We start from the raw sequence: 20,537 nt of genomic DNA on the forward strand, positions 1-20,537 counted from the left end.
GAACTAGGAAGATCGGGCATAATTTTTCGGGAGAATTTGGCAATGACCCTTCGTGTTCTCAGTGGTTTCGCCGCCGCAGCCCTCGCGCTGTCTACCCTTTCGGTTCCGGCCGCGTGGGCCAAGCCCGTGGGCGGCGCCAGCGCCGTGAAGATGATCGACACCGACAGCGACGGCACGGTGGACATGAAGGAAGTCGAGGCGGTGGCCTCCGCGACCTTCGACCGTCTCGAGAAGGATTCCGACGGGACCCTCGACGCCCGTGAGCTGAAGGGCCGCTTGAGCCAGGCCGGCGTGAAGCAGGCCGACCCGGACAGCGACGGCACCCTCGACAAGAAGGAGTACCTCGCTGCGGTCGCCGCGCGCTTCAAGATGGCCGATCCGGACGGCGACGGCACCTTGGACGCTAAGGAGCTGAACACGAAGGCCGGCAAGGCGCTGCTCGCCCTCATCAAGTAACCGCACCGGGCCCCCCAACCGGGGTGCCTCCGATCCGAACCCCCGTGGATCCCTCCACGGGGGTTTTTTCGTCGCGGCGCGCGGAACGCGGTCTGTCGGAGGGATACGCCCCCTCTCAGGCGCGGCCCAGACGCACCAGGCCCCAGCCGCGCTCGTGCAGGTAGTACAGCACCGTCTTGGTCAGGGTCTCCGTCGACGCGATGGAACCGGCGATCAGGACATTCCCGGTGAACAGGTAGGACAGCAGCAGCGTGTCGAGGCTTCCGACGACGCGCCAGCTCACGGCCTTGGCGATCGAGCGAAGGCGGGTCTCCCCGGGCGGCGCGGCCGGTCGCGCGCCGGCATCGGGTCGAACCGACTGGTCCTCGGTTGGTGAATCATCGGCCGGCATAGCGATCCCTCCCTGCCCGCCCGGACGCAGCCGCCTGGAGGCGCGGGCCGCCCTGATGGCCCCGACACCTGACGTTCGGCGGCCGGCGATGACAATGGCGCACGCGTGTCGGGGCGTCCGCGCCATTGCGGCGCCGCATCCAACATGGGTGAATGCGGCGCGCCGCGAAACGCTCGACAAACCCGGCCTGCGAGGCAGAAGGGTACGCAAGATGCACCAGCCTTCACGTCGAGATCCCGCGGGCTGCCAGCCCGGATTCTGGGAGACGGTCGCCGGGACGGTGACCGCCAAGGTCGAGCCGGTGATCGGACGGGGCGAGAAGCAGCGCAGTCCGGTGATCGATTACCTGCGTGATCTGGAAGCCCTGGCGCGGCGTCAGTGCGACAACCGCGACACGGTCCAGATCATCGCCTCGGCCCGCCGACTCCTCGGCGACCGGAGCGAGATCGGTCCGTCGGACGGCCCCTTCGCGCGGACCTGAACGCGGGGCGGTTCGAACCGGAGCAGGCTACCGGAGAGCGCTGCCGGCGCGCCGGGTCCGCGACCGGAGCAGGAGGATCGTGGCCGCCACCGCCCAGGCTGCGCAGGTCGGCGCCACCCATTGCTGAAGGTTCGGCAGGGCCCATCCATACAGGAATTCGGCGCCGAGATGCGCCTGAACGGCGTCCCAGCCCGCGTGCTTGACGTCGTGCTCGCGCTGGCCGGCCTCCCGGCCGTAATAGTAGGTCGAGACCAGGAGCGCAGCGGTGCCCTCCGGCCGGGGCGTCCGCAGCAGGATCAGGGCGGCCGCCATCCCGCCGGTCTCGAGGATGGCCGTCAGGGCGTGGCTTGTCGCCGGATTCGCGACCATGAAGGCGACGAGGGTGCCGAACATAGGCCGCGCTTACACGAAACCAGCCGGGACGTCAGGGACGCCCTGCATCCCGGAGCGCGGCGGGCCGTTGTCCCACTGAGGCGGCGAGGAGCGGGGCGATGGCGGACGTGCATGATCTCGGACGCTTCGTCACGGCCCAGGACGGCGTCTATCCGCAGGCCCTCGCGGAATTGCGGGCCGGGGAGAAGCGCAGCCACTGGATGTGGTTCATCTTCCCGCAGATCGCCGGCCTGGGTTCGAGCCCGATGGCGCAGCGCTACGCGCTCGGTTCCCTGGCCGAGGCGCGCGCCTATCTCGCGCATCCGATACTGGGGGCGCGCCTGCGGGCCTGCACGACGGCGGTCAACGCCGTGTCCGGGCGCTCGGCGCGGGCGATCTTCGGCTCCCCGGACGACGTGAAGTTCCGCTCCAGCCTGACGCTGTTTTCCGCCGCTGCGCCGGACGAGGCCCTCTTCGCAGAGGCGCTGGCCCGGTATTTCGCCGCCGAACCCGATCCGCTGACCCTGGCCAAGCTCGGGACGGGCTGACGTCTCAGCGGCCCCAGAGCCCAACGCGCTCGGCCCGCGCCTGCTCCTCGGCGCCGAGCAGGTCCGGGGGTGCGTCCTCCGCAGCCCGGGCCCCGCCCGCCGCCAGGATCAGCCCGGCGAGGTCGTCGCCCTCGATCCGGCACCGGGCGCCGGCGGCGTCGGCGACCCCGGTGCAGACCACCTCGCGCCTTCGCAGGTAGCTCGCGAGCTGGCGGGCGAGATGGCCACGCTCCCCCTCGACGCCGAGGAGGCGCACGGTGCGCCCGCGCAGGGACAGGGTCCCGGTATCGACCACCTCCGGCACGCCCCGGATATCCCCCGCCGCGGCCGGCGCGGGCATGGGCGCCCGGGCCGGCTCGGACCGTTCCGCGGAGGGGCGCGGCTTCCCTTTGGCCAGCTTCTCCGACGCCCGCTGGACGAAGTCGTGGAAGATCCCGGCGGGCATCTCGCCGCCGAACATCCGGTTCATCGGGCTGTCGTCGTCGTTGCCGACCCAGATCCCGACCACGAGATCCGGGCTCATGCCTACGAACCACGCGTCGCGGAAATCCTGGCTCGTGCCGGTCTTGCCACCGATGATCTGGCCCGGCACCCGCGCCGCCCGTCCGGTCCCGGACTCGACCACCGCCTGGAGCGAATCGAGCATCGCCGTGCGCGGCTCCTGGGCGAGGGTTGCCCCGGGCGCGGCGTCGGGCTGGACATAGAGCGGCTGCGGCGCCGCCCCGCGGATCGCCTGGATGGCGAAGGCCTGGAGCGGAGCGCGGCCGGACAGCACCGAACCGTAGGCGCGGGTCATCTCCAAGAGGCTCACGGCGCCCGAGCCGAGGACCAGGCTCGGCACGTTCGGCAGGTCGGACTGGATCCCGAGCTTGCGCGCGGTCGCGATCACCGCCGGAATGCCGACCTCCTGGCCGAGCTGGGCCGCCACCGTGTTGATCGAGAGGGCGAAGGCGGTCCGCAGCGGCACCGGCCCGCGAAAGCGCCCGTCGTCGTTCTCCGGCTCCCAGTCGCCGATCTGCACCGGCCGGTCGACCAGCACGGAGTCGGGCGTGTAGCCCTGCTCGTAGGCGGTGAGGTAGACGAGGAGCTTGAACAGGGAGCCCGGCTGGCGCTTGGCCTGGACGGCGCGGTTGAATTGGCTGTCCTCGTAGTCGCGGCCCCCCACCATGGCGAGGATCGCGCCCTCCTTCGACAGCACCACCATGGCCGCCTGGCCGACCTTGCGGCGGCGCCCGTCCTTGTCGAGGCGTCGGGCGACGACGCCCTCGGCGAGGCTCTGGAGGTCGAGGTTCAAGGTCGAGCGGACCGTGAGGTCGCCGTCCTTGCCGGCCAGCCGCTTCACGTCGCCGGCGATCATGTCGAGGAAGTAGTTGGTGCCGGGGGGCGCCTCGGGCGGCGTCTTCAGGGTCACGCTCTGGCGCCGCGCCGCGTCGGACTCGCTCTGGGTGATCGCGCCGGTCTCGACCATGGCCTGGAGCACCACGTCGGCCCGCTCCTTGGCGCCGCCGAGGTTGCGCGTCGGGGCGAGCTGCGAGGGCGCGCGCACCAGCCCGGCCAGCATGGCCGATTCCGGAAGGTTCAGGGCCTTGGCCGGTTTGCCGAAGTAGCGCCGGGCCGCCGCGTCGGCCCCGTAGGCCCCGGCGCCGAAATAGGCGGTGTCGAGGTAGCCGAGCAGGATCTCGTCCTTGCTCATGGTCGCCTCGATCCGCAGAGCCAGCAGCGCCTCCTGCGCCTTGCGCCAGAGCGTCTTCTCCTGGTTCAGGGAGGTGAGGCGCGCGTATTGCTGCGTGATCGTCGATCCGCCCTCGCGGACGCCGCCGCCCGCGACGTCGCGCCACGCGGCCCGGACGAGGCCGCGCAAGTCGATGCCCCAGTGGCTGTAGAAACGTCGATCCTCGATCGCCACGATCGCCTGGGCGAGATGCGGCGGCAGGTCGGCCGCGGTGAGTTTCTGGCCCCGGAAGCTGCCGCGGGTGGCGAAGACGCGTCCGTCATCGGCCTCGACCGTGATCGCCCGCTGGCCGCTCTCGACCACGGCCCCGCCGAGTGGCGGCAGGGTCAGGAGGGCGGCGAGCAGGTAGACCGCCAGCGCCAGGACCGGGAGCAGGATCACGGCCGCGGCGGCGATCAGGGCCGGGTGCCGGCGCAGGCGGGAGCGGAGCGGCCGGTCGCCACGGAGAGGCGAGGGGGCGGTGGCCGCGATCGGCTCCGGCGATCGGACCTCCGGGCCGGCGCGGCGCCGCCGCTCCAGCAGGCCCCGCGCCCGCACCGAGATCGTCCGCGCCAGGCCGGCGATACCGAGGCCGCCCGCGGCGATCAGGGCCCAGAGGCTGCGCGCGAGGTCGCCGGCGGCCCGGCGGGCCTCCCGGGCCGCCGAGCGCGGGCCCGGCCCGGCATTCGGACCTGACGGGGTCGGCCCGTCGGCCGGGCTGCGCTCCGGCGCATCGGGCATCATCGCATGGGGTTCCGGGGCCGGGCGTTCCGGCCGTGGGTCGGTTCTAGAGCATCGTTCCGAACGGTGACCACCGGCCTTTGGGGAAAAGACGGTGCCCTCGGCCTCACCGCAGCCCGGCCGCGCCGTGCCGGTTTCGCAGCTGGATGGCGAGGATCAGCAGGAGCACGCCGAAGGCGAGGCTGTAGCCACCGATCCACCACGTCAGCACCAGGGCCGACATGCCCGGCGCGACGATGAGCGCTATCCCGAACAGGATCGACACGAGGCCGCCCAGGATCAGCCACCAGCGCCCGTAATGGAGATGCAGCCGGAACGCGGCCGCGATCATGAGGCCGCCGGTCACCAGGGCCCAGGCGGCGAGCATGAGGACGAAGGCCCAGACGGCGGCGGCCGGCACCAGCGCGGCGGCGACCGCCACCACGATGTCGACCAGCCCCTCCAGGAGCAGGAAGCCCCAGCGCTCGTGACGTTGCGCGGCCCGGACTGCGCCGAGGATGGCGAAGACGCCGTCGGTCAGCATGTAGGCGGCGAAAAACAGCACCAGGGAGAGCACGAACGCCCCCGGGGCGGTGAGGGCGAGGGCGCCGAACAGGATCGCCACGACCCCGCGCAGGGCGACGAGCCACCAGTTGCGAGCGAGCGCCGCGCTCATGGCATCGAGACGCGCGACACCCACCAGCGGGATTCCGGTGGGAGAGGTCGCTGTCGGCCCGGGGGAGGGGGTCGGACTGCTGGTCATGGTGGGACTCCGAACCTGCACGGTCTTGAACGGCCGAGATTCCCGCGCAAAACGCCGCATCGCGGCAACCGTTCCTGTGCAGGGCGGCATCGCTGGGGAACCGCGATGGAACCTTGGGCCGGCGCCCGGCTTTTGAACCGCGAGGCGGGCGATGTGCAGAGCCCGGTCACCGTGAGGTGGCCGGCCCATCGGGCGGCGACTTCCCATGCTTGACGATCAGCGGCAGGCCTCCGAGGCCGAGGCACGCGCGCGGCCGGCCGACAGCCGGGTTGATGCGGGCGACCGGGACGGCGCGGGCCGCGCCCTCTCCGACCGCGACGTCATGGATCTCGGCGGAGATCGCCCGGAGCGGGACCCGGAGACCGCTCGCAAACCCGGCTCGGACGGCGACGATCAGGCCGCGCAGGCCGAGGACAAGGCCGACGCGACGGAGGACGACGCGCAGGGCGACGCGCAGGGCGACGCGCGGCGCCCCAACATCCTACGGCGGCACCCCGTCGCGTTCCTGCTCGGCGGCCTCGCGGTGGTCGCCCTGTGCGTCGGGGTGTTCTTCTACTGGCTCCTGTACATGCATCCCTACGAGAGCACGGACGACGCGTTCGTCGATGCCCGCAGCATCTCGATCCAGCCCAAGGTCGGCGGCTACCTCGTCGACGTGCCGGTCACCGACAACCAGCACGTCGAGGCGGGGCAGATCCTGTTCCAGATCTATCAGCGCGACTATGCGATCGCCCTCGATCAGGCGAAGGCGCAGGTCGTGGCCGACCAGGCCGCGATCCGGAACATCGATGCCCAGATCCAGGCGCAGAACGCCAATATCGACGTGTCGAAGGCGCAGGTAGCCACCGCCGAAGCGGCCCTGAAATTCGCCCAGGAGGACGCCGCCCGCTACAAGGACCTCGCCGATCGCGGCTCGGGCTCGATCCAGCAATCGCAATCGGCGACCTCGACGCTCCAGCAGCGTCAGGCCGCGCTGCAGAGCGCCAATGCCAGCGTGGTCGCGGCGCAGAAGCAGATCGGCTCGCTCGAAGCCCAGAAAGCCTCGACACAGGCACAGCTCGCCCGCGACCAGGCGCAGGTCGAGCAGGCGGAGCTGAATCTCGGCTACACGACGGTCCGTGCCGTCCAATCCGGCCGCGTCGTGCGGCTCACCGGCGGCATCGGCCAGCTCGCCCAGGCCGGTCAGAGCCTGTCGATGTTCGTGCCCGACGACATCTGGGTCACCGCGAATTTCAAGGAGACCCAGATCACCGACATGCGTCCGGACCAGCCGGTCGACCTGGAGATCGACGCCTACCCGAACCGCAAGATCCACGGCACCGTGGCCTCGGTCCAGCCCGGTTCCGGCACTGCCTTCAGCCTGCTGCCGGCGCAGAACGCCACCGGCAACTACGTGAAGGTCACGCAGCGCATCCCGGTCAAGATCGTCGTCAAGGACTGGCCGAAGGACGTCGCGATCGGCCCGGGCATGTCGATCGTCCCCACCGTCACGGTGCGGTGAGCGGGATGGCCGGCAGCACCGGGGCCGGCAAGGCGGCATCAGGCAAGGCGGCATCAGGCAAGGCGGCATCAGGCAAGGCGGCATCAGGCAAGTCCGCCTCAGGCACCGCGCCGGGCGGGCACAATCCATGGCTGATCGCCGGCGTGGTGGCGCTCGCGACCTTCATGGAGGTGCTCGACACCACGATCGCCAACGTGGCACTGCGCTACATCTCGGGGGGGCTCGCGGTCGGGCCCGACGAGGCGGCCTGGGTGGTGACGAGCTACCTCGTGGCCAACGCGATCACGCTGACGGCGTCGAGCTTCCTGGCCAAGCGCTACGGCCGCAAGGCCTTCTTCATGTGGTCGGTGGGCCTGTTCACCATCGCGTCGATCCTGTGCGGCTTCGCCTGGAGCCTGGAATCGCTCCTGTTCTTCCGGGTGCTCCAGGGACTTGGCGGCGGCGGGATGGCACCGCTCGCGCAGTCGATCCTGGCCGATTCCTTCCCGCCGGCGAAGCGGGGACAGGCCTTCGCGCTCTACGGCGTCGCCATCGTGGTCGCGCCCGTGATCGGCCCGACGCTGGGCGGCTGGCTCTCCGACAACGCCTCCTGGCACTGGTGCTTCCTGATCAACGGACCCATCGGTATCATCGCCCTCGGGCTGATGTACTGGCTCATCGAGGACAGCGAGGCGGCCAAGACCGAACGCCGCGCCCTGGTTCGGAAGGGGATCCGCTTCGACATCGTCGGCTTCCTGCTGGTCGCCCTGTTCCTCGGCTCCCTGGAGGTGATCCTCGACGAGGGCCAGCGGAAGGACTGGTTCGGCACCTCGACGCTGATGAACGTCTCGGCCGTGCTGATGGTGGTTTCGTTCATCGCCATGATCCCGTGGCTCCTGAACAAGAAGAACCCGGCCGTCGATCTGAGCCTCATCGGCAACCGCCAGTTCGGCTCCTGCTTCCTGGTGATGATGTTCACCGGGGCGATCCTGATCGCCACCACGCAGTTCATCCCGCAGATCACGCAGGAGTATTACGGCTACACCGCCACCCTGTCGGGGCTGGTGCTCGGCCCGGGCGGCATCGTCACGGTGGTGATGATGTTCCTGACCGGCCGTGTCTCCGCCTACATCCAGCCGAAATGGCTGATCGCCGCCGGCATGGCCATCGTGGCGCTCGGGATGGTCGACCTGACCCGGCTCGACGGCACCACCACCTTCGCGTTCTTCGCGTGGTCGCGGGTCTATATCGGGATCGGCCTGCCGATGGTGTTCCTGTCGATCACCTCCGCCTCCTACGAGGGGATCCGCAAGGACCAGACCGATCAGGCCTCGGCGCTGATCAACGTCGCCCGCAATGTCGGCGGCTCGATGGGCGTCTCGCTGGCCCAGAACATCCTGGCCTACCGCAGCCAGTTCCACCAGAGCCGGCTTGTCGAGACCGTGACGCCCTCCGCGCCGGCCTATCAGGAGACCATGCGGCAGGCGACGCAGTACTTCTCCGAGCACGGCTATGCCGGCGTCGAGGCCCAGAACCAAGCGACCGCCTGGATCGGCAGCGTTCTCCAGACCCAGGTCGCCTACTGGGCCTATATCGACGTGTTCTGGGTGCTCGGGCTCGTCGCCGCCTGCGCGGTGCCCCTGGCGCTCAGCCTGAAGACCGTCAAGCTCGGCGGTGGCGCGCCGGCCGGGGGGCATTGACGGGGCTCGTGGTTCGCCGATCGCGATCGGGTGGTGCGATGCCGCGCCCATCCCGGCGGCGATGCCGGACGCGATCGCCGGGATCGGAAGCACGCCCCCTTCCATACGCGCGGACGGGGGCTTCGTCACGGGCGCGGTGCCGGGCGGCCCCCGGGTCTCGACCAGGGTCCCGGCTCCGCGGAGCGACTCAGCTCCGGACGCGCTCGATCCGGGCGCCGCAGCGGGCGAGCTTGGCTTCCAGGGCCTCGAAGCCGCGGTCGAGGTGGTAGACCCGGTTGATCTGCGTCTCGCCCTCGGCGGCGAGCCCGGCGATGACCAGGGAAACGGAGGCGCGCAGGTCGGTCGCCATCACGGGGGCACCCTTCAGCCGCTCGACGCCCTCGACCACGGCCAGGTCGCCGTCCAGCCGGATCTTCGCGCCGAGGCGGGCCAGTTCCTGCACATGCATGAACCGGTTCTCGAAGATCGTTTCGCGGATGTGCGACTGGCCCTTGGCGAGGGTCATCAGCGCCATGAACTGCGCCTGCAGGTCGGTGGGGAAACCCGGGAACGGGTCGGTGGTCACGTCGACCGCCGCGATGCCGGCGCCGTTGCGGCGCACCCGGATCCCGCCCTCGACCTGGCTGATCTCGGCGCCCGTGGTCGACAGGATGTCGAGGGCGGAATGCAGCAGGTCGGCTCGGGTGTCCTTGAGGGTCACGTCGCCGCCGGCCATCGCCACCGCCATGGCGTAGGTGCCGGTCTCGATCCGGTCGGGCAGCACCGCGTGGCGGGCGCCGCCGAGCCGGGCCACGCCCTCGATCTCGATATGGGGCGTGCCGGCGCCGCGGATCTTGGCGCCCATCTTGTTCAGGCACTCGGCGAGGTCGACCACCTCGGGCTCTCGGGCGGCGTTCTCAATCACCGTGGTGCCGTAGGCCAGCGCCGCCGCCATCAGCGCCACGTGGGTGCCGCCCACCGTAACCTTGGGGAAGGCGATCTCGGCCCCGCGCAATCCGTTCTTCGTCTTCGCGACCACGTAGCCGGCGTCGATCTCGATCTCGGCCCCGAGCTTCTCGAGCGCCATGATCAGCAGATCCACCGGCCGCGTGCCGATGGCGCAGCCGCCGGGCAGCGAGACCTTCGCCTCGCCGAACCGGGCAAGCAGCGGGGCGATCACCCAGAAGCTCGCTCGCATGGTCGAGACCAGCTCGTAGGGCGCCGTGGTGTCGATCACGTTGGAGGCGGTGAGCCGGATCGTCTGCCCGGTCTCCGTGGTCTGACCGGGACGCTTGCCGACGACCATGTGGTCGACGCCGTGATTGCCGAGGATCCGCGTCAGCGCGGCGATGTCGGCCAGCCGCGGCACGTTGATGAGTTCGAGCGTCTCGCCGGTGAGCAGGCTCGCGATCATCAGCGGCAGCGCCGCGTTCTTGGCGCCCGAGATCGGGATCACGCCGTTGAGCGGCACGCCGCCGGTGATGTGGATGCGGTCCATCATGTATCCTCGGGCGGCGCGCCCAGAGGGGCGCGCGGCCGGCCGTCTTCCCCGCGGACGCTGCGGCGCCCGGGCTTGGCCGTTCCTATAGCCGGGATTTGTCGGAATCTGGACCGCTGCGCGCGACCCCGCCGTCGCGGGCCGGGTCCGCGTCGGGGGCGGGCTGCGCCTCAGCCCGCCCGCGGCCCTGCGCCTTCCGGCGCCGCAGGTTCTCGCGCAGCGCGGCCTTGAGGCGCTCCGCGCGCCCGTCCTCCGCGCGCCCGTCCCTGGCGCCCCCCCCGTCCTTTCCGTCCGTCACCGCGCGACCCTTCGCCGCCGCAAGATCGCGGCATGTCCTTGGACCGGCCGGGGTCCGTCTTGGAAGGAAGCGTCGCGGAGGCTCAAGGAACGGGCGCCATGTTGGGGGAATGAGATCGGGTCGACGCTATCGCGTTCGGCCGGCCCTCTCAACGGATGCAGGGCAGCGATGTCGGAACCTTACCTTGAACCAGTTCCAAATCCGCGCGTATCTTCGGCCACTCACGCGAAGGATTGAACCGAGGCCGGACCTCGATCGCGGGATCCGGGTGCCCGATGGCGCCACCCCGCCGGCCGAACACGCGAAGGACGCTCGATGACCGTCACCCGGATGCCCAGCACGGTGCTCGCCCAAGCGGGATCGACGCGCGCCGGCTCGGGATACGAACGGTATTTCCGCGGCGCCCTGGAACAGCTGCACGGCGAGCGCCGCTACCGCGTCTTCGCCGACATCGAGCGCATCTCCGGGCGTTTCCCCACGGCGAAGTGGCGCCAGCCCGACGGCAAGACCGCCGAGATCACCGTATGGTGCTCCAACGACTATCTCGGCATGGGCCAGCATAAGGAGGTGGTGGCCGCCATGACCGAGACCGCCGCCCGCTGCGGCGTCGGCGCGGGGGGCACGCGCAACATCGCCGGCAACAACTCGCCCCTGGTCGATCTGGAGCGCGAACTCGCCGACCTGCACGGCAAGGAGGCCGGCCTCGTCTTCACCTCGGGCTACGTCTCGAACCAGGCGGGCATCTCGACCATCGCCAAGCTGATCCCGAACTGCCTGATCCTGTCTGACGCCTTCAACCACAATTCGATGATCGAGGGCGTACGCCATTCCGGCTGCGCGAAGACGATCTTCCGCCACAACGACCTCCAGCATCTAGAGGAACTCCTGCGCGAGGCCGGCGACCGGCCCAAGCTGATCGTGTTCGAGTCGGTCTATTCCATGGACGGCGACGTGGCGCCGATCGGCCGGATCTGCGACCTCGCCGACCGCTACGGGGCGATGACCTACCTGGACGAGGTCCACGCGGTCGGGCTCTACGGCGCGCGCGGCGGCGGCATCGCCGAGCGCGACGGCGTGATGCACCGGGTCGACGTGATCGAGGGGACGCTCGCCAAGGGGTTCGGCTGCGTCGGCGGCTACATCACCGCTTCGGCGGCGATCTGCGACGCGGTGCGCAGCTTCGCGCCGGGCTTCATCTTCACGACCGCGCTGCCGCCCGCGGTGGCCGCTGCGGCCCGGGCCTCAGTGCGCTATCTCAAGCGCTCCAGCGCCGAGCGCGAGGCGCATCAGCGCCAGGCGGCGGCCACCAAAGCCGCGCTGGCGGCGGCGGGCCTGCCGGTGCTGGAGACCGAGACCCATATCGTGCCGGTGATGGTCGGCGATGCCGAATTGTGCAAGGCGGCGGCCGACCACCTGCTGGAGCGGCACGCGATCTACATCCAGCCGATCAACTACCCGACGGTCCCGCGCGGCACCGAGCGCCTGCGGATCACGCCCTCGCCGTTCCACGATGCCGGGCACATCGAACGCCTGGCTGCGGCGTTGACAGAGACCTGGGAGACGCTGGACCTGCCGCGGGCCGGGACGGTGTTCGTCGAGGCGGCGGAGTAGGTTTTTTCGAGGCTCGCCGCGCCATTCCCTCCCCCGCACAGGAGGGAGGGGGAGCCGCTGTACTCTCTGCGCCCGCCCATCTCCCGCCCCCATCTCGTCTTTTCCGGCGCGCCCCTGTAACCACGGCGCCAACCCGTTCTCGCGAAAAGTCTCATTAAAATGATCTCCTCCCCGCTCATGACCGTGATGGTCGACGCCGCCCGCAAGGCCGCGCGCGGCCTGCGCCGCGACTTCGGCGAGGTCGAGAACCTCCAGGTCTCGCGGAAGGGCCCCGGCGACTTCGTCTCGGCGGCCGACCGCAAGGCCGAGGAGGTGCTGCGCGAGGCGCTGATGAAGGCCCGGCCCGGCTACGGCCTCGTGATGGAGGAGAACGGCATCATCGAGGGCACTGACAAGAGCCACACCTGGCACATCGACCCCCTCGACGGCACGTCGAACTTCCTGCACGGCGTGCCGCATTTCGCGGTGTCGGTCGGCCTGGAGCGCGAGGGCCAGATCGTGGCCGGCGTGATCTTCGACCCGATCAAGGACGAGCTGTTCGTCGCCGAGCGCGGCAAGGGCGCCTACCTCAACAACCGCCGCCTGCGGGTCTCCGGCCGCCAGGACATGGCCGACGCCCTGGTCGGCTACGGCACGCCCTATCTGGGCCGGGGCAGCCATCCGCGCCTCCTGCGCGAACTCGGCGCCGTCATGGCGGTGGCGGGCGGTACAAGGCGGATGGGATCGGCGGCCCTCGATCTGGCCTACGTCGCCTGTGGGCGCCTCGACGCCTACTGGGAGCGCGACCTTCAGACCTACGATTTCGCCGCCGGCGTGATCCTGGTGCGCGAGGCGGGCGGCTACGTGACCTCGGCGGACGGCGCGGCCGAACCGCTGGCGCCGCGCTCGGTCGCCTGCGGCAACGAGGGGCTGCACCGGGAGCTGGTCGCCATCCTCAAGAAGGTCCAGGCGGCCTGAGCCGTCGGAAACTGGTCAGGGCGGCGCGCTTCTGCTTTAAGCCCGCGGATCCCCACGGAAGGCCGAACGCATGGAAGCCCGCCGCCACGTCGCGCTGAAGGAATCGATCCGCTCGATTCCCGACTACCCGAAGCCCGGGATCGTCTTCCGCGACATCACCACCCTGCTCAGCGACCCGCGGGCCTTCCGCCGGGCCGTGGACGCGCTGGTCCACCCCTATGCGGGCGGGCAGATCCATCAGGTGGCCGGTATCGAGGCGCGGGGCTTCATCCTGGGCGGCGCCATCGCCCATCAGCTCTCCTGCGGCTTCGTGCCGATCCGCAAGAAGGGCAAGCTGCCCCACAAGACCGTCTCGATGGCCTACGCCCTCGAATACGGCACCGACGAGATCGAGATCCACGTCGATGCCGTGCGGCCCGGTGATCGGGTGCTGTTGGTCGACGACTTGATCGCCACCGGCGGTACCGCCACCGCCGCCGTGAACCTACTCCAGAAGATCGGCGCCGAGATCGTGGCCGCCTGCTTCGTCATCGACCTGCCGGAGATCGGCGGGGCGCAGCGCCTGCGCGACATGGGCGTCGAGGTGCGCACCCTGATGCAGTTCGAGGGTCATTGAGGCCGGCGAAACGTTGACTTCGCAAGACCCTTCCGCCATAAGCCCGCCACTCGCGACGTGGCGCCCCGCCTGGGCGCCCTTCGTGTTTGCAGACAACCAAGGACGCGTGAAGGTCGGGTGCGGCATTAGCCGCCCGCGAGCGCGCCTCGACCTTTGAAGGCTCTGAGCCATGAAGAGAACCTACCAGCCGAGCAAGCTCGTCCGTAAGCGCCGTCACGGTTTCCGTGCGCGCATGGCCACCGCTGGCGGCCGCAAGGTCATCGCGCGCCGCCGCGCCCACGGCCGAAAGAAGCTGTCGGCCTAAGGCTGGATAGCCCTTCGCGGCCATGCCGCGGGGGATAGGATTGGCCGGGATCGGACCATCGATGGCGACGATCGAGCGGCTCAAGAAACGACCCGACTTCCTGGCGGCGGCCGAGGGGCGCCGCATCCACACCGAGCGGATGAGCGCCCAGGGCCGTCTCCGGACGGCGGACGGACCGCCCGGCCTCCGGCTCGGCTTCACCATCACGAAGCGGGTCGGCCACGCGACGGAGCGCAACCGCATCCGCCGCCGCCTGCGCGCCGCCGTGTCCCTGGTTGCGGCCGATCTCCCAAGCGACCTCGCGAGCCTGCCGGCCGATATCGTGCTGATCGCCCGCCGCCCCGCACTGGACGCGCCCTTCGAGACCCTCGCCGAGGATCTGCGCCGGGCGTTGCCCGCGGTGACGCGCCCGGCCGCCCCCCGGCCTCCGGGACAGGGCCGCGGCAAGCCGCCCCCCGGCAAGCCTGGCGATCGGTCTTCCACGACCACACCCAAGACCACACCTCTCCCGCACGAGGCGGGTGAGCCCGCGCCGTCCGGCCAAGCCGACATCGGCACGTCGTACGGGCGCGGCAGAGGTCCCCGAATCACAGGCGCGCGCGGGTCCGACGGGACCGGCGTCCGCCCTGACGTCACTCCGAACGCGTGCGGCGGTGTCCCTGATGGGCAATGACAAGACGAACATGTTCGTGGCCATCGGCCTGTCGCTGCTGGTGCTGCTGGGGTGGCAGTACTTCGTGGCCGGCCCGCGGATGGAGCAGCAGCGCCTGATCGAGGCGCAGAACAAGGCCGCCCAGCAACAGCAGCAGCCCCCGGGCGTGACCCCGGACGGCATGCCCTCGCCCTCGCCCAAGGAGGGCGGCCCGGCCGCCCCGGCGCCGGGAACCCTGCCGACCGCGCAGGGCGGCCCGGTTTCCCGCGAGGCCGCGCTCGCCCGCTCGCCGCGGATCCGGATCGAGACCCCGGCGCTCTCCGGGTCGATCGCCCTCAAGGGCGGCCGCGTCGACGACGTGGCCCTCAAGAACTATCACGAGACCGTCGACCCCAAGAGCCCGGAGATCGTGCTGTTCTCGCCGGCCGGGAGCGAGACGCCGTACTACGCCGAGTTCGGCTGGGTCGGGGCCGAGGCCGGTCCGCTGCCGACCAACGACACCCTCTGGACCAGTGACGGCAAGGTGCTCTCCCCCGGAGCGCCGGTGACCCTGACCTGGGACAACAGTGCCGGCCTCGTCTTCAAGCGGATCGTCGCGGTCGACGACAAGTACATGTTCACGGTCCGCGACGAGGTCGAGAACAAGGGCTCGGGCGCGATCACGCTCTACCCGTACAGCCTCGTCTCCCGCTGGGGTAAGCCGCACACCCAGGGCTACTACGTCCTGCACGAGGGCATGATCGGCTATCTCGGCAACGACGGCCTGCAGGAATTCACCTACGACAAGCTCGCCAAGGAAGGCGCCTATGGCGGCGCCAACACCAAGGGCCGCGCCTGGACCGGCGTGAGCGGCGGCTTCGTGGGCATCACCGACAAGTACTGGGCGGCGGCCGCGATCCCCGATCAGGACATGCCGTACACGGGCGCCTTCACCGACCGTACCGACGGCACCACCAACGTCTACCAGGCGAGCGTGCGCGGCGATGCCGTGAACCTCGCGGCGGGCGCCTCGGCCACCGCGACCCAGCGGCTGTTCGCCGGCGCTAAGGAAGTCAACCTGATCAACAACTACGAGAAGGACCTGAACATCAAGCACTTCGATCTGATGATCGACTGGGGCTGGTTCTTCTTCATCACCAAGCCGATGTTCCGGGCGCTGGACTTCTTCTACCACCTGTTCGGCAATTTCGGCGTCTCGATCCTGGTGGTGACCTTCTGCCTGAAGCTGCTGTTCCTGCCGATCGCCAACCGCTCCTACGTGTCCATGGCCAAGATGAAGGCCGTGCAGCCCGAGATGGCCAGCATCCGCGAGCGGTACAAGGACGACCGCATGAAGCAGCAGCAGGCCACGATGGAGCTGTACAAGAAGGAGAAGATCAATCCGGTCGCCGGCTGCTGGCCGGTCCTGATCCAGATCCCGGTGTTCTTCGCGCTCTACAAGGTGCTGTTCATCACCATCGAGATGCGCCACGCGCCGTTCTTCGGCTGGATCCACGATCTCGCGGCCCCGGATCCGACGAGCATCGTCAACCTGTTCGGCCTGCTGCCCTTCCCGGCGCCGGACTTCGTCCATCTCGGCGTCTGGCCGCTGATCATGGGCGTGACCATGTTCGTGCAGATGAAGATGAACCCCGCGCCGCCGGACCCGGTCCAGGCGCAGATCTTCACCTTCATGCCGATCGTGTTCACCTTCATGCTAGGCTCGTTCCCTGCCGGCCTCGTGATCTACTGGGCCTGGAACAACACCCTGTCGGTGATCCAGCAATACGTCATCATGCGCCGCAACGGCGTGAAGGTGGAGCTGTGGGACAACCTGCGATCGACATTCCGACGCGGTGGCACCAAGGCGGCGGCCACCACCAAGGGCTGACAGGGAAAGCCGTGACCGAGACCAACGACGACGCGGCCGACCTCGTCGAGGCCGGCCGCCTGCTGTTCGCCGGCGCCGCCGACTTCTACGCGGCCACCCAGACCCTTGAGCGCATCCCGCCCATGGAGGGTGTCGAGATCGCCTTCGCGGGACGCTCGAACGTGGGTAAGTCGAGCCTGATCAACGCGCTCACCGGCCGCAACACCCTGGCGCGGACTTCGCACACCCCGGGCCGGACGCAGCAGCTCAACTTCTTCCGGATCGGGGAGCGGCTGTCGCTCGTCGACATGCCGGGCTACGGCTACGCCGCCGTCGAGAAGGCCAAGGTCGAGGCCTGGACCCGGCTGATCCACGCCTATCTCAAGGGCCGCGCCAACCTCGCCCGGGTGTTCATGCTGATCGACGCCCGGCACGGGTTCAAGGCGATCGATACCGACGTGCTCGACGGCCTCGACAAGGCGGCGGTGAGCTATCAGGTCGTGCTGACCAAGGGCGATTCGCTCAAGAAGGGCGAGGTCGCCGACCGCATCAGCGGCATCGAGGCGGGGCTCGCCCGGCGCCCGGCCGCCTATCCGCAGGTGATCCTGACCTCCAGCCGCGACGACAGCGGCGTCCCGGAACTCCGGGCGGCGATCGCCAAGCTCCTCGTGGAGCGCCCGGCGTGAGATTGTCCGGCCTCGACCGCGCGCTCGCGGCGCTCGCCTGCCTCGCCGGCCTGCTCGGCGTCGCGCTCAGCGCCGCCGCCGCGCACATCCCCGGGGCGGATTCGCTGAAGACGGCGGCGCAGTTCCTGCTGTTCCATGCCCCGGCGATCCTGGCCCTCGTCGGCTTCGGCGCGGCCGGCCTCGTCCGGCCGGGCCTCGCCCGCGCGGCGGCGGGGCTGCTGGTCCTCGGCCTGATCCTGTTCTGCGGCGATCTTGCGGTGCGGACCTGGCTGCAGCACCCGCTCTTCCCGATGGCGGCGCCCACTGGTGGTTTCGCCCTCATGGGCGGCTGGCTCACTGGGGTTGTGTGCGCCGTGGTACCCGTCCGTTCCTAGCGCGTCACCGCAAAGACTGGCGATCGCCGTTCGCGACAATGCTCCGGGACGGCTTCGAGGCTTTGCATCTGCTTGACGCCGCACGTCCCGCCGCATGGAAACGGTCGGCGTGTGGAGCCTCGGGAGAGGATCAGGCCGTCACGGCCCCCACTGTGAGACGATGCCCGAACACCGCCACCGCTGCGGCCAACCGGTCGAGCCCGGTCGGGTGATCGGGGTCGAGGATGCGGCGGGCCTCCTTCTCGTTCACGGCGAGGCGCTCCGCCAGGGCCACCTTGGAGAGCCCAGATCGGCGCCACAGGACGTAGAGGCTCGCCTTCGCGGCAAGCGCTGGAGACACCGCGATCCGGTGCGGCCCTGTGAGCGGGCTCGGCGCCGGGGGGGGCGGCTCCAGGTCCATTCCGAAATGGATGCGGCCACGGACCGCAGCGTCGAGGGCATGCGCCATTTCAGCGAGCGCCTGCGCCTCGTCATCACCCGCCGCGACGGCGTCGGGCATTGCTTCCGCATAGGCGCCGACCGAGCCATCCCCTTCGGGCCGGAGTGCGACGACATACGTCCAATCAAATTCCATCGTCATGTCCCAGTCATCCGAGGACCGAGCCGAGATGCGGGGGCTCAGCCGATGGTCCGGCCGCTCCACCGCAAGCAATTTTGCCTAAAAGGCGGCGGGATCGATGCCCAGTTGGTTCAGGATTCGTTTGACCAAGAGAGGTTTGAGGTCACCGCTCTGTACCGTGGTCGTTCGGCTGCCCGCCCTGACCGTGTAATGCGACCCCTTGCCCTTGTCCTTCAGCAGATCGAAGGCGAGGCCGTTCCTCCGGGCGTAGCGGCGCAACTCTCGGATCAAATCGTCCCGCTTCATGCCTCCCGCTCCGGTCGACGGCGCCAATTTCGGACATTCATGTCCGAATGGCAAGCGCGAGCGGACACGGACGTCTGACCCCATCCGGTCATCGATCAAGGTGAAAGAGTTATTGTCCTGGATGTTGCGGACCGCGGCCCGACTTGGGTCGGCTTCTGGGAAAGGCCTGACACGCTTCGTACAAGCCGCTCTGTCCGCAGAGCGTGTATGGGCGCGGATGCCGAACCGATGAGCCTCTTCGATCCAGGCCGGTTGGCACACAGGGAAGGCTCCGACCGCCTCAATGGCCCGCCCGGACCTGCAGGAACGCCAGCGCCGGTCCCTGGGCCTGGGAGAACACCCCGGCCGTCAATGCGCCGCCGTAGACCGCCGCGGTGTCGAGGTTGGTGCGGAACCGGCGCCGCTCCGGCCGTCCGGTCCGCTGCGGCGTGTGGCCGTGGACCACGTGCCGGCCGAAATCGTGGTCGCCCTCTAGGAACGGCTCGCGGATCCACAGGCGGTTGTGGTCGTCCGGATCCGGAATCGGGGCGCCCGGCCGGAAGCCGGCATGGACGTACCAGCGGGCCGCGTCCGCATGCAGGGTTGGCAGGGCCTCGATCCAGTCGAGGGTGTCGCGGGGAAGCTCGCCGACCTCGTGCGCGTTGAACGATTCGAGCGTCGCGTCGCCGCCGTTGCTGAGCCAGCGCTCGGCCGCCTGCGGCGTGTGCAGGGCGTCGAGCAACATGCGCTCGTGATTGCCCATCAGGCAGGTGACGCGGTCGGGCTCGGCCCAGTTGAGGCGGCCGAGGGTGTGCAGGACCGCGGCGCTGTCGGGCCCCCGGTCGATGTAGTCGCCCAGAAAGACGAGCCGGTGCTCCCGGCCGCCGGCATGGTCGGCGATCCGCTCCAGGAGGGTATCGAGGAGGGCCGCGCAGCCGTGGATGTCGCCGACGGCGTAGGTGAGGGATTCGGATTCCATGGCGCCATCGTCCAACGCGGCGGAGCCCGCCGCAAGGCCGTGCCGGATCCGCAGGGGCGCTACGCCGCGAGATCCCGCATCACCGTGATCAGATCCGCCTTGCCCTCGAAGCCGATGCCCGGCAGGTCCGGCATGGTGATGTGGCCGTCCTCGACCCGCACGCCGTCCGGAAAGCCGCCGTAGGGCTGGAACAGGTCGGGGTAGCTCTCGTTGCCGCCGAGCCCGAGGCCGGCCGCGATGTTGAGCGACATCTGATGTCCCCCGTGCGGGATGCAGCGGGACGCCGACCAGCCGAATTCGGCGAGCACGTCGAGGGTGCGCAAATACTCCACCAGTCCATACGACAGGGCGCAGTCGAATTGCAGCCAGTCGCGGTCCGGCCGCATGGCGCCGTAGCGCAGGAGGTTGCGCGCGTCCTGGTGCGAGAACAGGTTCTCGCCGGTGGCCATCGGCCCGGGGTAATAGGGCGCCAGCGCCGCCTGGAGTGCGTAGTCGAGCGGGTCGCCCGCCTCCTCGTACCAGAACAGCGGGTAATCCCGCAGCATCCGCGCGTAGGCGATGGCGGTCTCGAGGTCGAAGCGGCCGTTGGCGTCCACCGCGAGGCGGCCCCGTCCGCCGATCTCGGCGAGCACCGCTTCGATCCGGCGCCGGTCCTCGTCGATCAGGGCGCCGCCGATCTTCATCTTCACCACCGTGTAGCCGCGGTCGAGATAGCCGCGCATCTCGGCCCGCAGGGCGGAATCGTCCTTGCCGGGGTAGTAATAGCCGCCCGCCGCGTAGACGAAGACCCGCGGGTTCGCATGCTTCCCGGTTCGTTCGGCCAGCATCCGGAACAGTGGCTTGCCGGCGATCTTGGCCGCCGCATCCCAGATCGCCATGTCGAGGGTGCCCACCGCCACCGAGCGCTCGCCGTGGCCGCCGGGCTTCTCGTTGCGCATCATGGCGGCCCAGATCCGGTGCGGATCCAGATTGTCGCCACCCTCGGTGAGCAGGCTCGCGGGATCGGCCTCCAGAATCCGGTCGCGGAACCGCTCGCGGATCAGGCCGCCCTGGCCGTATCGGCCGTTGGAATTGAAGCCGTAGCCGACGACCCGGCGCCCGTCCCGGACGACGTCGGTGACCACCGCCACGAGGCTCGTGGTCATCTTCGAGAAGTCGATATAGGCGTTGCGGATCGGCGAGGCGATCGGCTTGGTCACCTCGCGGACGTCGACGATGCGCATGGTGGGCTGTCCTTTCGCTGGCCTCCGCCACCGTATCGCCGGCGG

23 protein-coding genes are annotated in these 20,537 nt (G+C 69.9%); 13 read left to right on the forward strand and 10 right to left on the reverse strand.

Annotated elements, in window-relative coordinates; genetic code table 11:
• Positions 1-42 precede the first annotated feature (42 nt).
• Positions 43-456 carry a lanmodulin LanM gene (gene lanM, locus AC3IF3_RS15280; RefSeq protein ID WP_489229418.1) on the forward strand — a complete coding sequence of 138 codons (414 nt, stop codon included), beginning with the start codon at positions 43-45 and terminating at the stop codon, positions 454-456.
• Positions 457-571: 115 nt separating this feature from the next.
• On the opposite strand, the gene AC3IF3_RS15285 is transcribed toward lanM, so the two are convergent.
• Positions 572-847, reverse strand: a complete 276-nt coding sequence (locus AC3IF3_RS15285; protein WP_489229419.1) for a DUF2061 domain-containing protein — start codon at positions 845-847, stop codon at positions 572-574.
• Positions 848-1,058: 211 nt separating this feature from the next.
• Between AC3IF3_RS15285 and AC3IF3_RS15290 the strand changes: the two genes are divergently transcribed.
• The gene (locus AC3IF3_RS15290) at positions 1,059-1,328 is read left to right on the forward strand and encodes a hypothetical protein (RefSeq protein ID WP_489229420.1); all 270 of its coding nucleotides are present in this window, start codon (positions 1,059-1,061) and stop codon (positions 1,326-1,328) included.
• 27 nt (positions 1,329-1,355) lie between these two features.
• On the opposite strand, the gene AC3IF3_RS15295 is transcribed toward AC3IF3_RS15290, so the two are convergent.
• Positions 1,356-1,721 (reverse strand): hypothetical protein, encoded by a 366-nt coding sequence (locus tag AC3IF3_RS15295; RefSeq protein ID WP_489217020.1) that lies wholly within the window; start codon positions 1,719-1,721, stop codon positions 1,356-1,358.
• 98 nt (positions 1,722-1,819) lie between these two features.
• On the opposite strand from AC3IF3_RS15295, the gene AC3IF3_RS15300 reads away from it, so the two are divergent.
• Positions 1,820-2,248, forward strand: a complete 429-nt coding sequence (locus tag AC3IF3_RS15300) for a DUF1810 domain-containing protein (protein ID WP_489229421.1) — start codon at positions 1,820-1,822, stop codon at positions 2,246-2,248.
• A 4-nt stretch (positions 2,249-2,252) separates the two neighbouring features.
• Here AC3IF3_RS15300 and AC3IF3_RS15305 read toward each other — a convergent pair whose 3' ends face one another.
• A complete protein-coding gene (locus AC3IF3_RS15305) occupies positions 2,253-4,703 on the reverse strand; it encodes a PBP1A family penicillin-binding protein (RefSeq protein WP_489229422.1) in 2,451 nt (816 codons plus the stop codon).
• Between the two features lie 103 nt (positions 4,704-4,806).
• Positions 4,807-5,442 (reverse strand): HdeD family acid-resistance protein, encoded by a 636-nt coding sequence (locus AC3IF3_RS15310; RefSeq protein WP_243968373.1) that lies wholly within the window; start codon positions 5,440-5,442, stop codon positions 4,807-4,809.
• Positions 5,443-5,647: 205 nt separating this feature from the next.
• On the opposite strand from AC3IF3_RS15310, the gene AC3IF3_RS15315 reads away from it, so the two are divergent.
• Complete coding sequence (locus AC3IF3_RS15315) at positions 5,648-6,943, forward strand: HlyD family secretion protein (protein ID WP_489229423.1); 1,296 nt, start codon at positions 5,648-5,650, stop codon at positions 6,941-6,943.
• Between the two features lie 5 nt (positions 6,944-6,948).
• Positions 6,949-8,622 carry a DHA2 family efflux MFS transporter permease subunit gene (locus tag AC3IF3_RS15320; protein WP_489229424.1) on the forward strand — a complete coding sequence of 558 codons (1,674 nt, stop codon included), beginning with the start codon at positions 6,949-6,951 and terminating at the stop codon, positions 8,620-8,622.
• A 187-nt stretch (positions 8,623-8,809) separates the two neighbouring features.
• Here AC3IF3_RS15320 and murA read toward each other — a convergent pair whose 3' ends face one another.
• Both murA and AC3IF3_RS15330 read right to left on the reverse strand, forming a co-directional pair.
• Positions 8,810-10,099, reverse strand: a complete 1,290-nt coding sequence (gene murA / locus AC3IF3_RS15325) for a UDP-N-acetylglucosamine 1-carboxyvinyltransferase (protein WP_243968432.1) — start codon at positions 10,097-10,099, stop codon at positions 8,810-8,812.
• A gap of 85 nt (positions 10,100-10,184) precedes the next feature.
• The gene (locus tag AC3IF3_RS15330; protein ID WP_489229425.1) at positions 10,185-10,397 is read right to left on the reverse strand and encodes a hypothetical protein; all 213 of its coding nucleotides are present in this window, start codon (positions 10,395-10,397) and stop codon (positions 10,185-10,187) included.
• 330 nt (positions 10,398-10,727) lie between these two features.
• On the opposite strand from AC3IF3_RS15330, the gene hemA reads away from it, so the two are divergent.
• The 8 genes from hemA (at position 10,728) to AC3IF3_RS15370 (ending at position 17,446) form a co-directional block, all read left to right on the forward strand.
• Positions 10,728-12,008 carry a 5-aminolevulinate synthase gene (gene hemA, locus AC3IF3_RS15335; protein ID WP_489231308.1) on the forward strand — a complete coding sequence of 427 codons (1,281 nt, stop codon included), beginning with the start codon at positions 10,728-10,730 and terminating at the stop codon, positions 12,006-12,008.
• 159 nt (positions 12,009-12,167) lie between these two features.
• A complete protein-coding gene (locus AC3IF3_RS15340) occupies positions 12,168-12,965 on the forward strand; it encodes an inositol monophosphatase family protein (RefSeq protein ID WP_243968369.1) in 798 nt (265 codons plus the stop codon).
• 70 nt (positions 12,966-13,035) lie between these two features.
• On the forward strand, positions 13,036-13,581 hold the full coding sequence (locus AC3IF3_RS15345; RefSeq protein ID WP_243968368.1) for an adenine phosphoribosyltransferase: 546 nt from the start codon (positions 13,036-13,038) through the stop codon (positions 13,579-13,581).
• A gap of 169 nt (positions 13,582-13,750) precedes the next feature.
• Entirely contained in the window at positions 13,751-13,885 is a 135-nt protein-coding gene (gene rpmH / locus AC3IF3_RS15350) for a 50S ribosomal protein L34 (RefSeq protein ID WP_039893469.1), read from the forward strand.
• A gap of 61 nt (positions 13,886-13,946) precedes the next feature.
• Positions 13,947-14,558, forward strand: a complete 612-nt coding sequence (gene rnpA / locus AC3IF3_RS15355; protein ID WP_489229426.1) for a ribonuclease P protein component — start codon at positions 13,947-13,949, stop codon at positions 14,556-14,558.
• Complete coding sequence (gene yidC / locus AC3IF3_RS15360; protein WP_489229427.1) at positions 14,548-16,407, forward strand: membrane protein insertase YidC; 1,860 nt, start codon at positions 14,548-14,550, stop codon at positions 16,405-16,407. The genes rnpA and yidC overlap by 11 nt, the downstream gene beginning before the upstream one ends.
• Positions 16,408-16,418: 11 nt before the next feature.
• Positions 16,419-17,072, forward strand: coding sequence for a ribosome biogenesis GTP-binding protein YihA/YsxC (yihA, locus tag AC3IF3_RS15365; RefSeq protein ID WP_243968365.1), 654 nt, complete (start codon positions 16,419-16,421; stop codon positions 17,070-17,072).
• 2 nt (positions 17,073-17,074) lie between these two features.
• On the forward strand, positions 17,075-17,446 hold the full coding sequence (locus AC3IF3_RS15370; protein WP_489231309.1) for a DUF423 domain-containing protein: 372 nt from the start codon (positions 17,075-17,077) through the stop codon (positions 17,444-17,446).
• Between the two features lie 130 nt (positions 17,447-17,576).
• Here the strand turns inward: AC3IF3_RS15370 and AC3IF3_RS15375 are convergent, their stop codons facing one another.
• From AC3IF3_RS15375 to AC3IF3_RS15390, 4 genes are all read right to left on the reverse strand, one after another.
• The gene (locus AC3IF3_RS15375; RefSeq protein WP_489229428.1) at positions 17,577-18,026 is read right to left on the reverse strand and encodes a type II toxin-antitoxin system HicB family antitoxin; all 450 of its coding nucleotides are present in this window, start codon (positions 18,024-18,026) and stop codon (positions 17,577-17,579) included.
• Positions 18,027-18,104: 78 nt separating this feature from the next.
• Positions 18,105-18,311, reverse strand: coding sequence for a type II toxin-antitoxin system HicA family toxin (locus tag AC3IF3_RS15380; RefSeq protein WP_489229429.1), 207 nt, complete (start codon positions 18,309-18,311; stop codon positions 18,105-18,107).
• A 280-nt stretch (positions 18,312-18,591) separates the two neighbouring features.
• Positions 18,592-19,269: a metallophosphoesterase family protein gene (locus AC3IF3_RS15385; RefSeq protein ID WP_489229430.1), complete on the reverse strand. Its 678-nt coding sequence runs from the start codon at positions 19,267-19,269 to the stop codon at positions 18,592-18,594.
• Positions 19,270-19,328: 59 nt separating this feature from the next.
• Positions 19,329-20,492, reverse strand: coding sequence for a mandelate racemase/muconate lactonizing enzyme family protein (locus AC3IF3_RS15390; protein WP_489229431.1), 1,164 nt, complete (start codon positions 20,490-20,492; stop codon positions 19,329-19,331).
• Between the last annotated feature and the right edge of the window lie 45 nt (positions 20,493-20,537).

This window comes from Methylobacterium sp. J-118 (assembly GCF_057836565.1).

Coding starts and splice junctions, on each gene's coding strand:
- lanM (WP_489229418.1), top strand. CDS start 43: ATGACCCTTCGTGTTCTCAGTGGTTTCGCCGCCGCAGCCCTCGCGCTG.
- AC3IF3_RS15285 (WP_489229419.1), bottom strand. CDS start 847: ATGCCGGCCGATGATTCACCAACCGAGGACCAGTCGGTTCGACCCGAT.
- AC3IF3_RS15290 (WP_489229420.1), top strand. CDS start 1,059: ATGCACCAGCCTTCACGTCGAGATCCCGCGGGCTGCCAGCCCGGATTC.
- AC3IF3_RS15295 (WP_489217020.1), bottom strand. CDS start 1,721: ATGTTCGGCACCCTCGTCGCCTTCATGGTCGCGAATCCGGCGACAAGC.
- AC3IF3_RS15300 (WP_489229421.1), top strand. CDS start 1,820: ATGGCGGACGTGCATGATCTCGGACGCTTCGTCACGGCCCAGGACGGC.
- AC3IF3_RS15305 (WP_489229422.1), bottom strand. CDS start 4,703: ATGATGCCCGATGCGCCGGAGCGCAGCCCGGCCGACGGGCCGACCCCG.
- AC3IF3_RS15310 (WP_243968373.1), bottom strand. CDS start 5,442: ATGACCAGCAGTCCGACCCCCTCCCCCGGGCCGACAGCGACCTCTCCC.
- AC3IF3_RS15315 (WP_489229423.1), top strand. CDS start 5,648: ATGCTTGACGATCAGCGGCAGGCCTCCGAGGCCGAGGCACGCGCGCGG.
- AC3IF3_RS15320 (WP_489229424.1), top strand. CDS start 6,949: ATGGCCGGCAGCACCGGGGCCGGCAAGGCGGCATCAGGCAAGGCGGCA.
- murA (WP_243968432.1), bottom strand. CDS start 10,099: ATGGACCGCATCCACATCACCGGCGGCGTGCCGCTCAACGGCGTGATC.
- hemA (WP_489231308.1), top strand. CDS start 10,728: ATGCCCAGCACGGTGCTCGCCCAAGCGGGATCGACGCGCGCCGGCTCG.
- AC3IF3_RS15340 (WP_243968369.1), top strand. CDS start 12,168: ATGATCTCCTCCCCGCTCATGACCGTGATGGTCGACGCCGCCCGCAAG.
- AC3IF3_RS15345 (WP_243968368.1), top strand. CDS start 13,036: ATGGAAGCCCGCCGCCACGTCGCGCTGAAGGAATCGATCCGCTCGATT.
- rpmH (WP_039893469.1), top strand. CDS start 13,751: ATGAAGAGAACCTACCAGCCGAGCAAGCTCGTCCGTAAGCGCCGTCAC.
- rnpA (WP_489229426.1), top strand. CDS start 13,947: ATGGCGACGATCGAGCGGCTCAAGAAACGACCCGACTTCCTGGCGGCG.
- yidC (WP_489229427.1), top strand. CDS start 14,548: ATGGGCAATGACAAGACGAACATGTTCGTGGCCATCGGCCTGTCGCTG.
- AC3IF3_RS15375 (WP_489229428.1), bottom strand. CDS start 18,026: ATGACGATGGAATTTGATTGGACGTATGTCGTCGCACTCCGGCCCGAA.
- AC3IF3_RS15380 (WP_489229429.1), bottom strand. CDS start 18,311: ATGAAGCGGGACGATTTGATCCGAGAGTTGCGCCGCTACGCCCGGAGG.
- AC3IF3_RS15385 (WP_489229430.1), bottom strand. CDS start 19,269: ATGGAATCCGAATCCCTCACCTACGCCGTCGGCGACATCCACGGCTGC.
- AC3IF3_RS15390 (WP_489229431.1), bottom strand. CDS start 20,492: ATGCGCATCGTCGACGTCCGCGAGGTGACCAAGCCGATCGCCTCGCCG.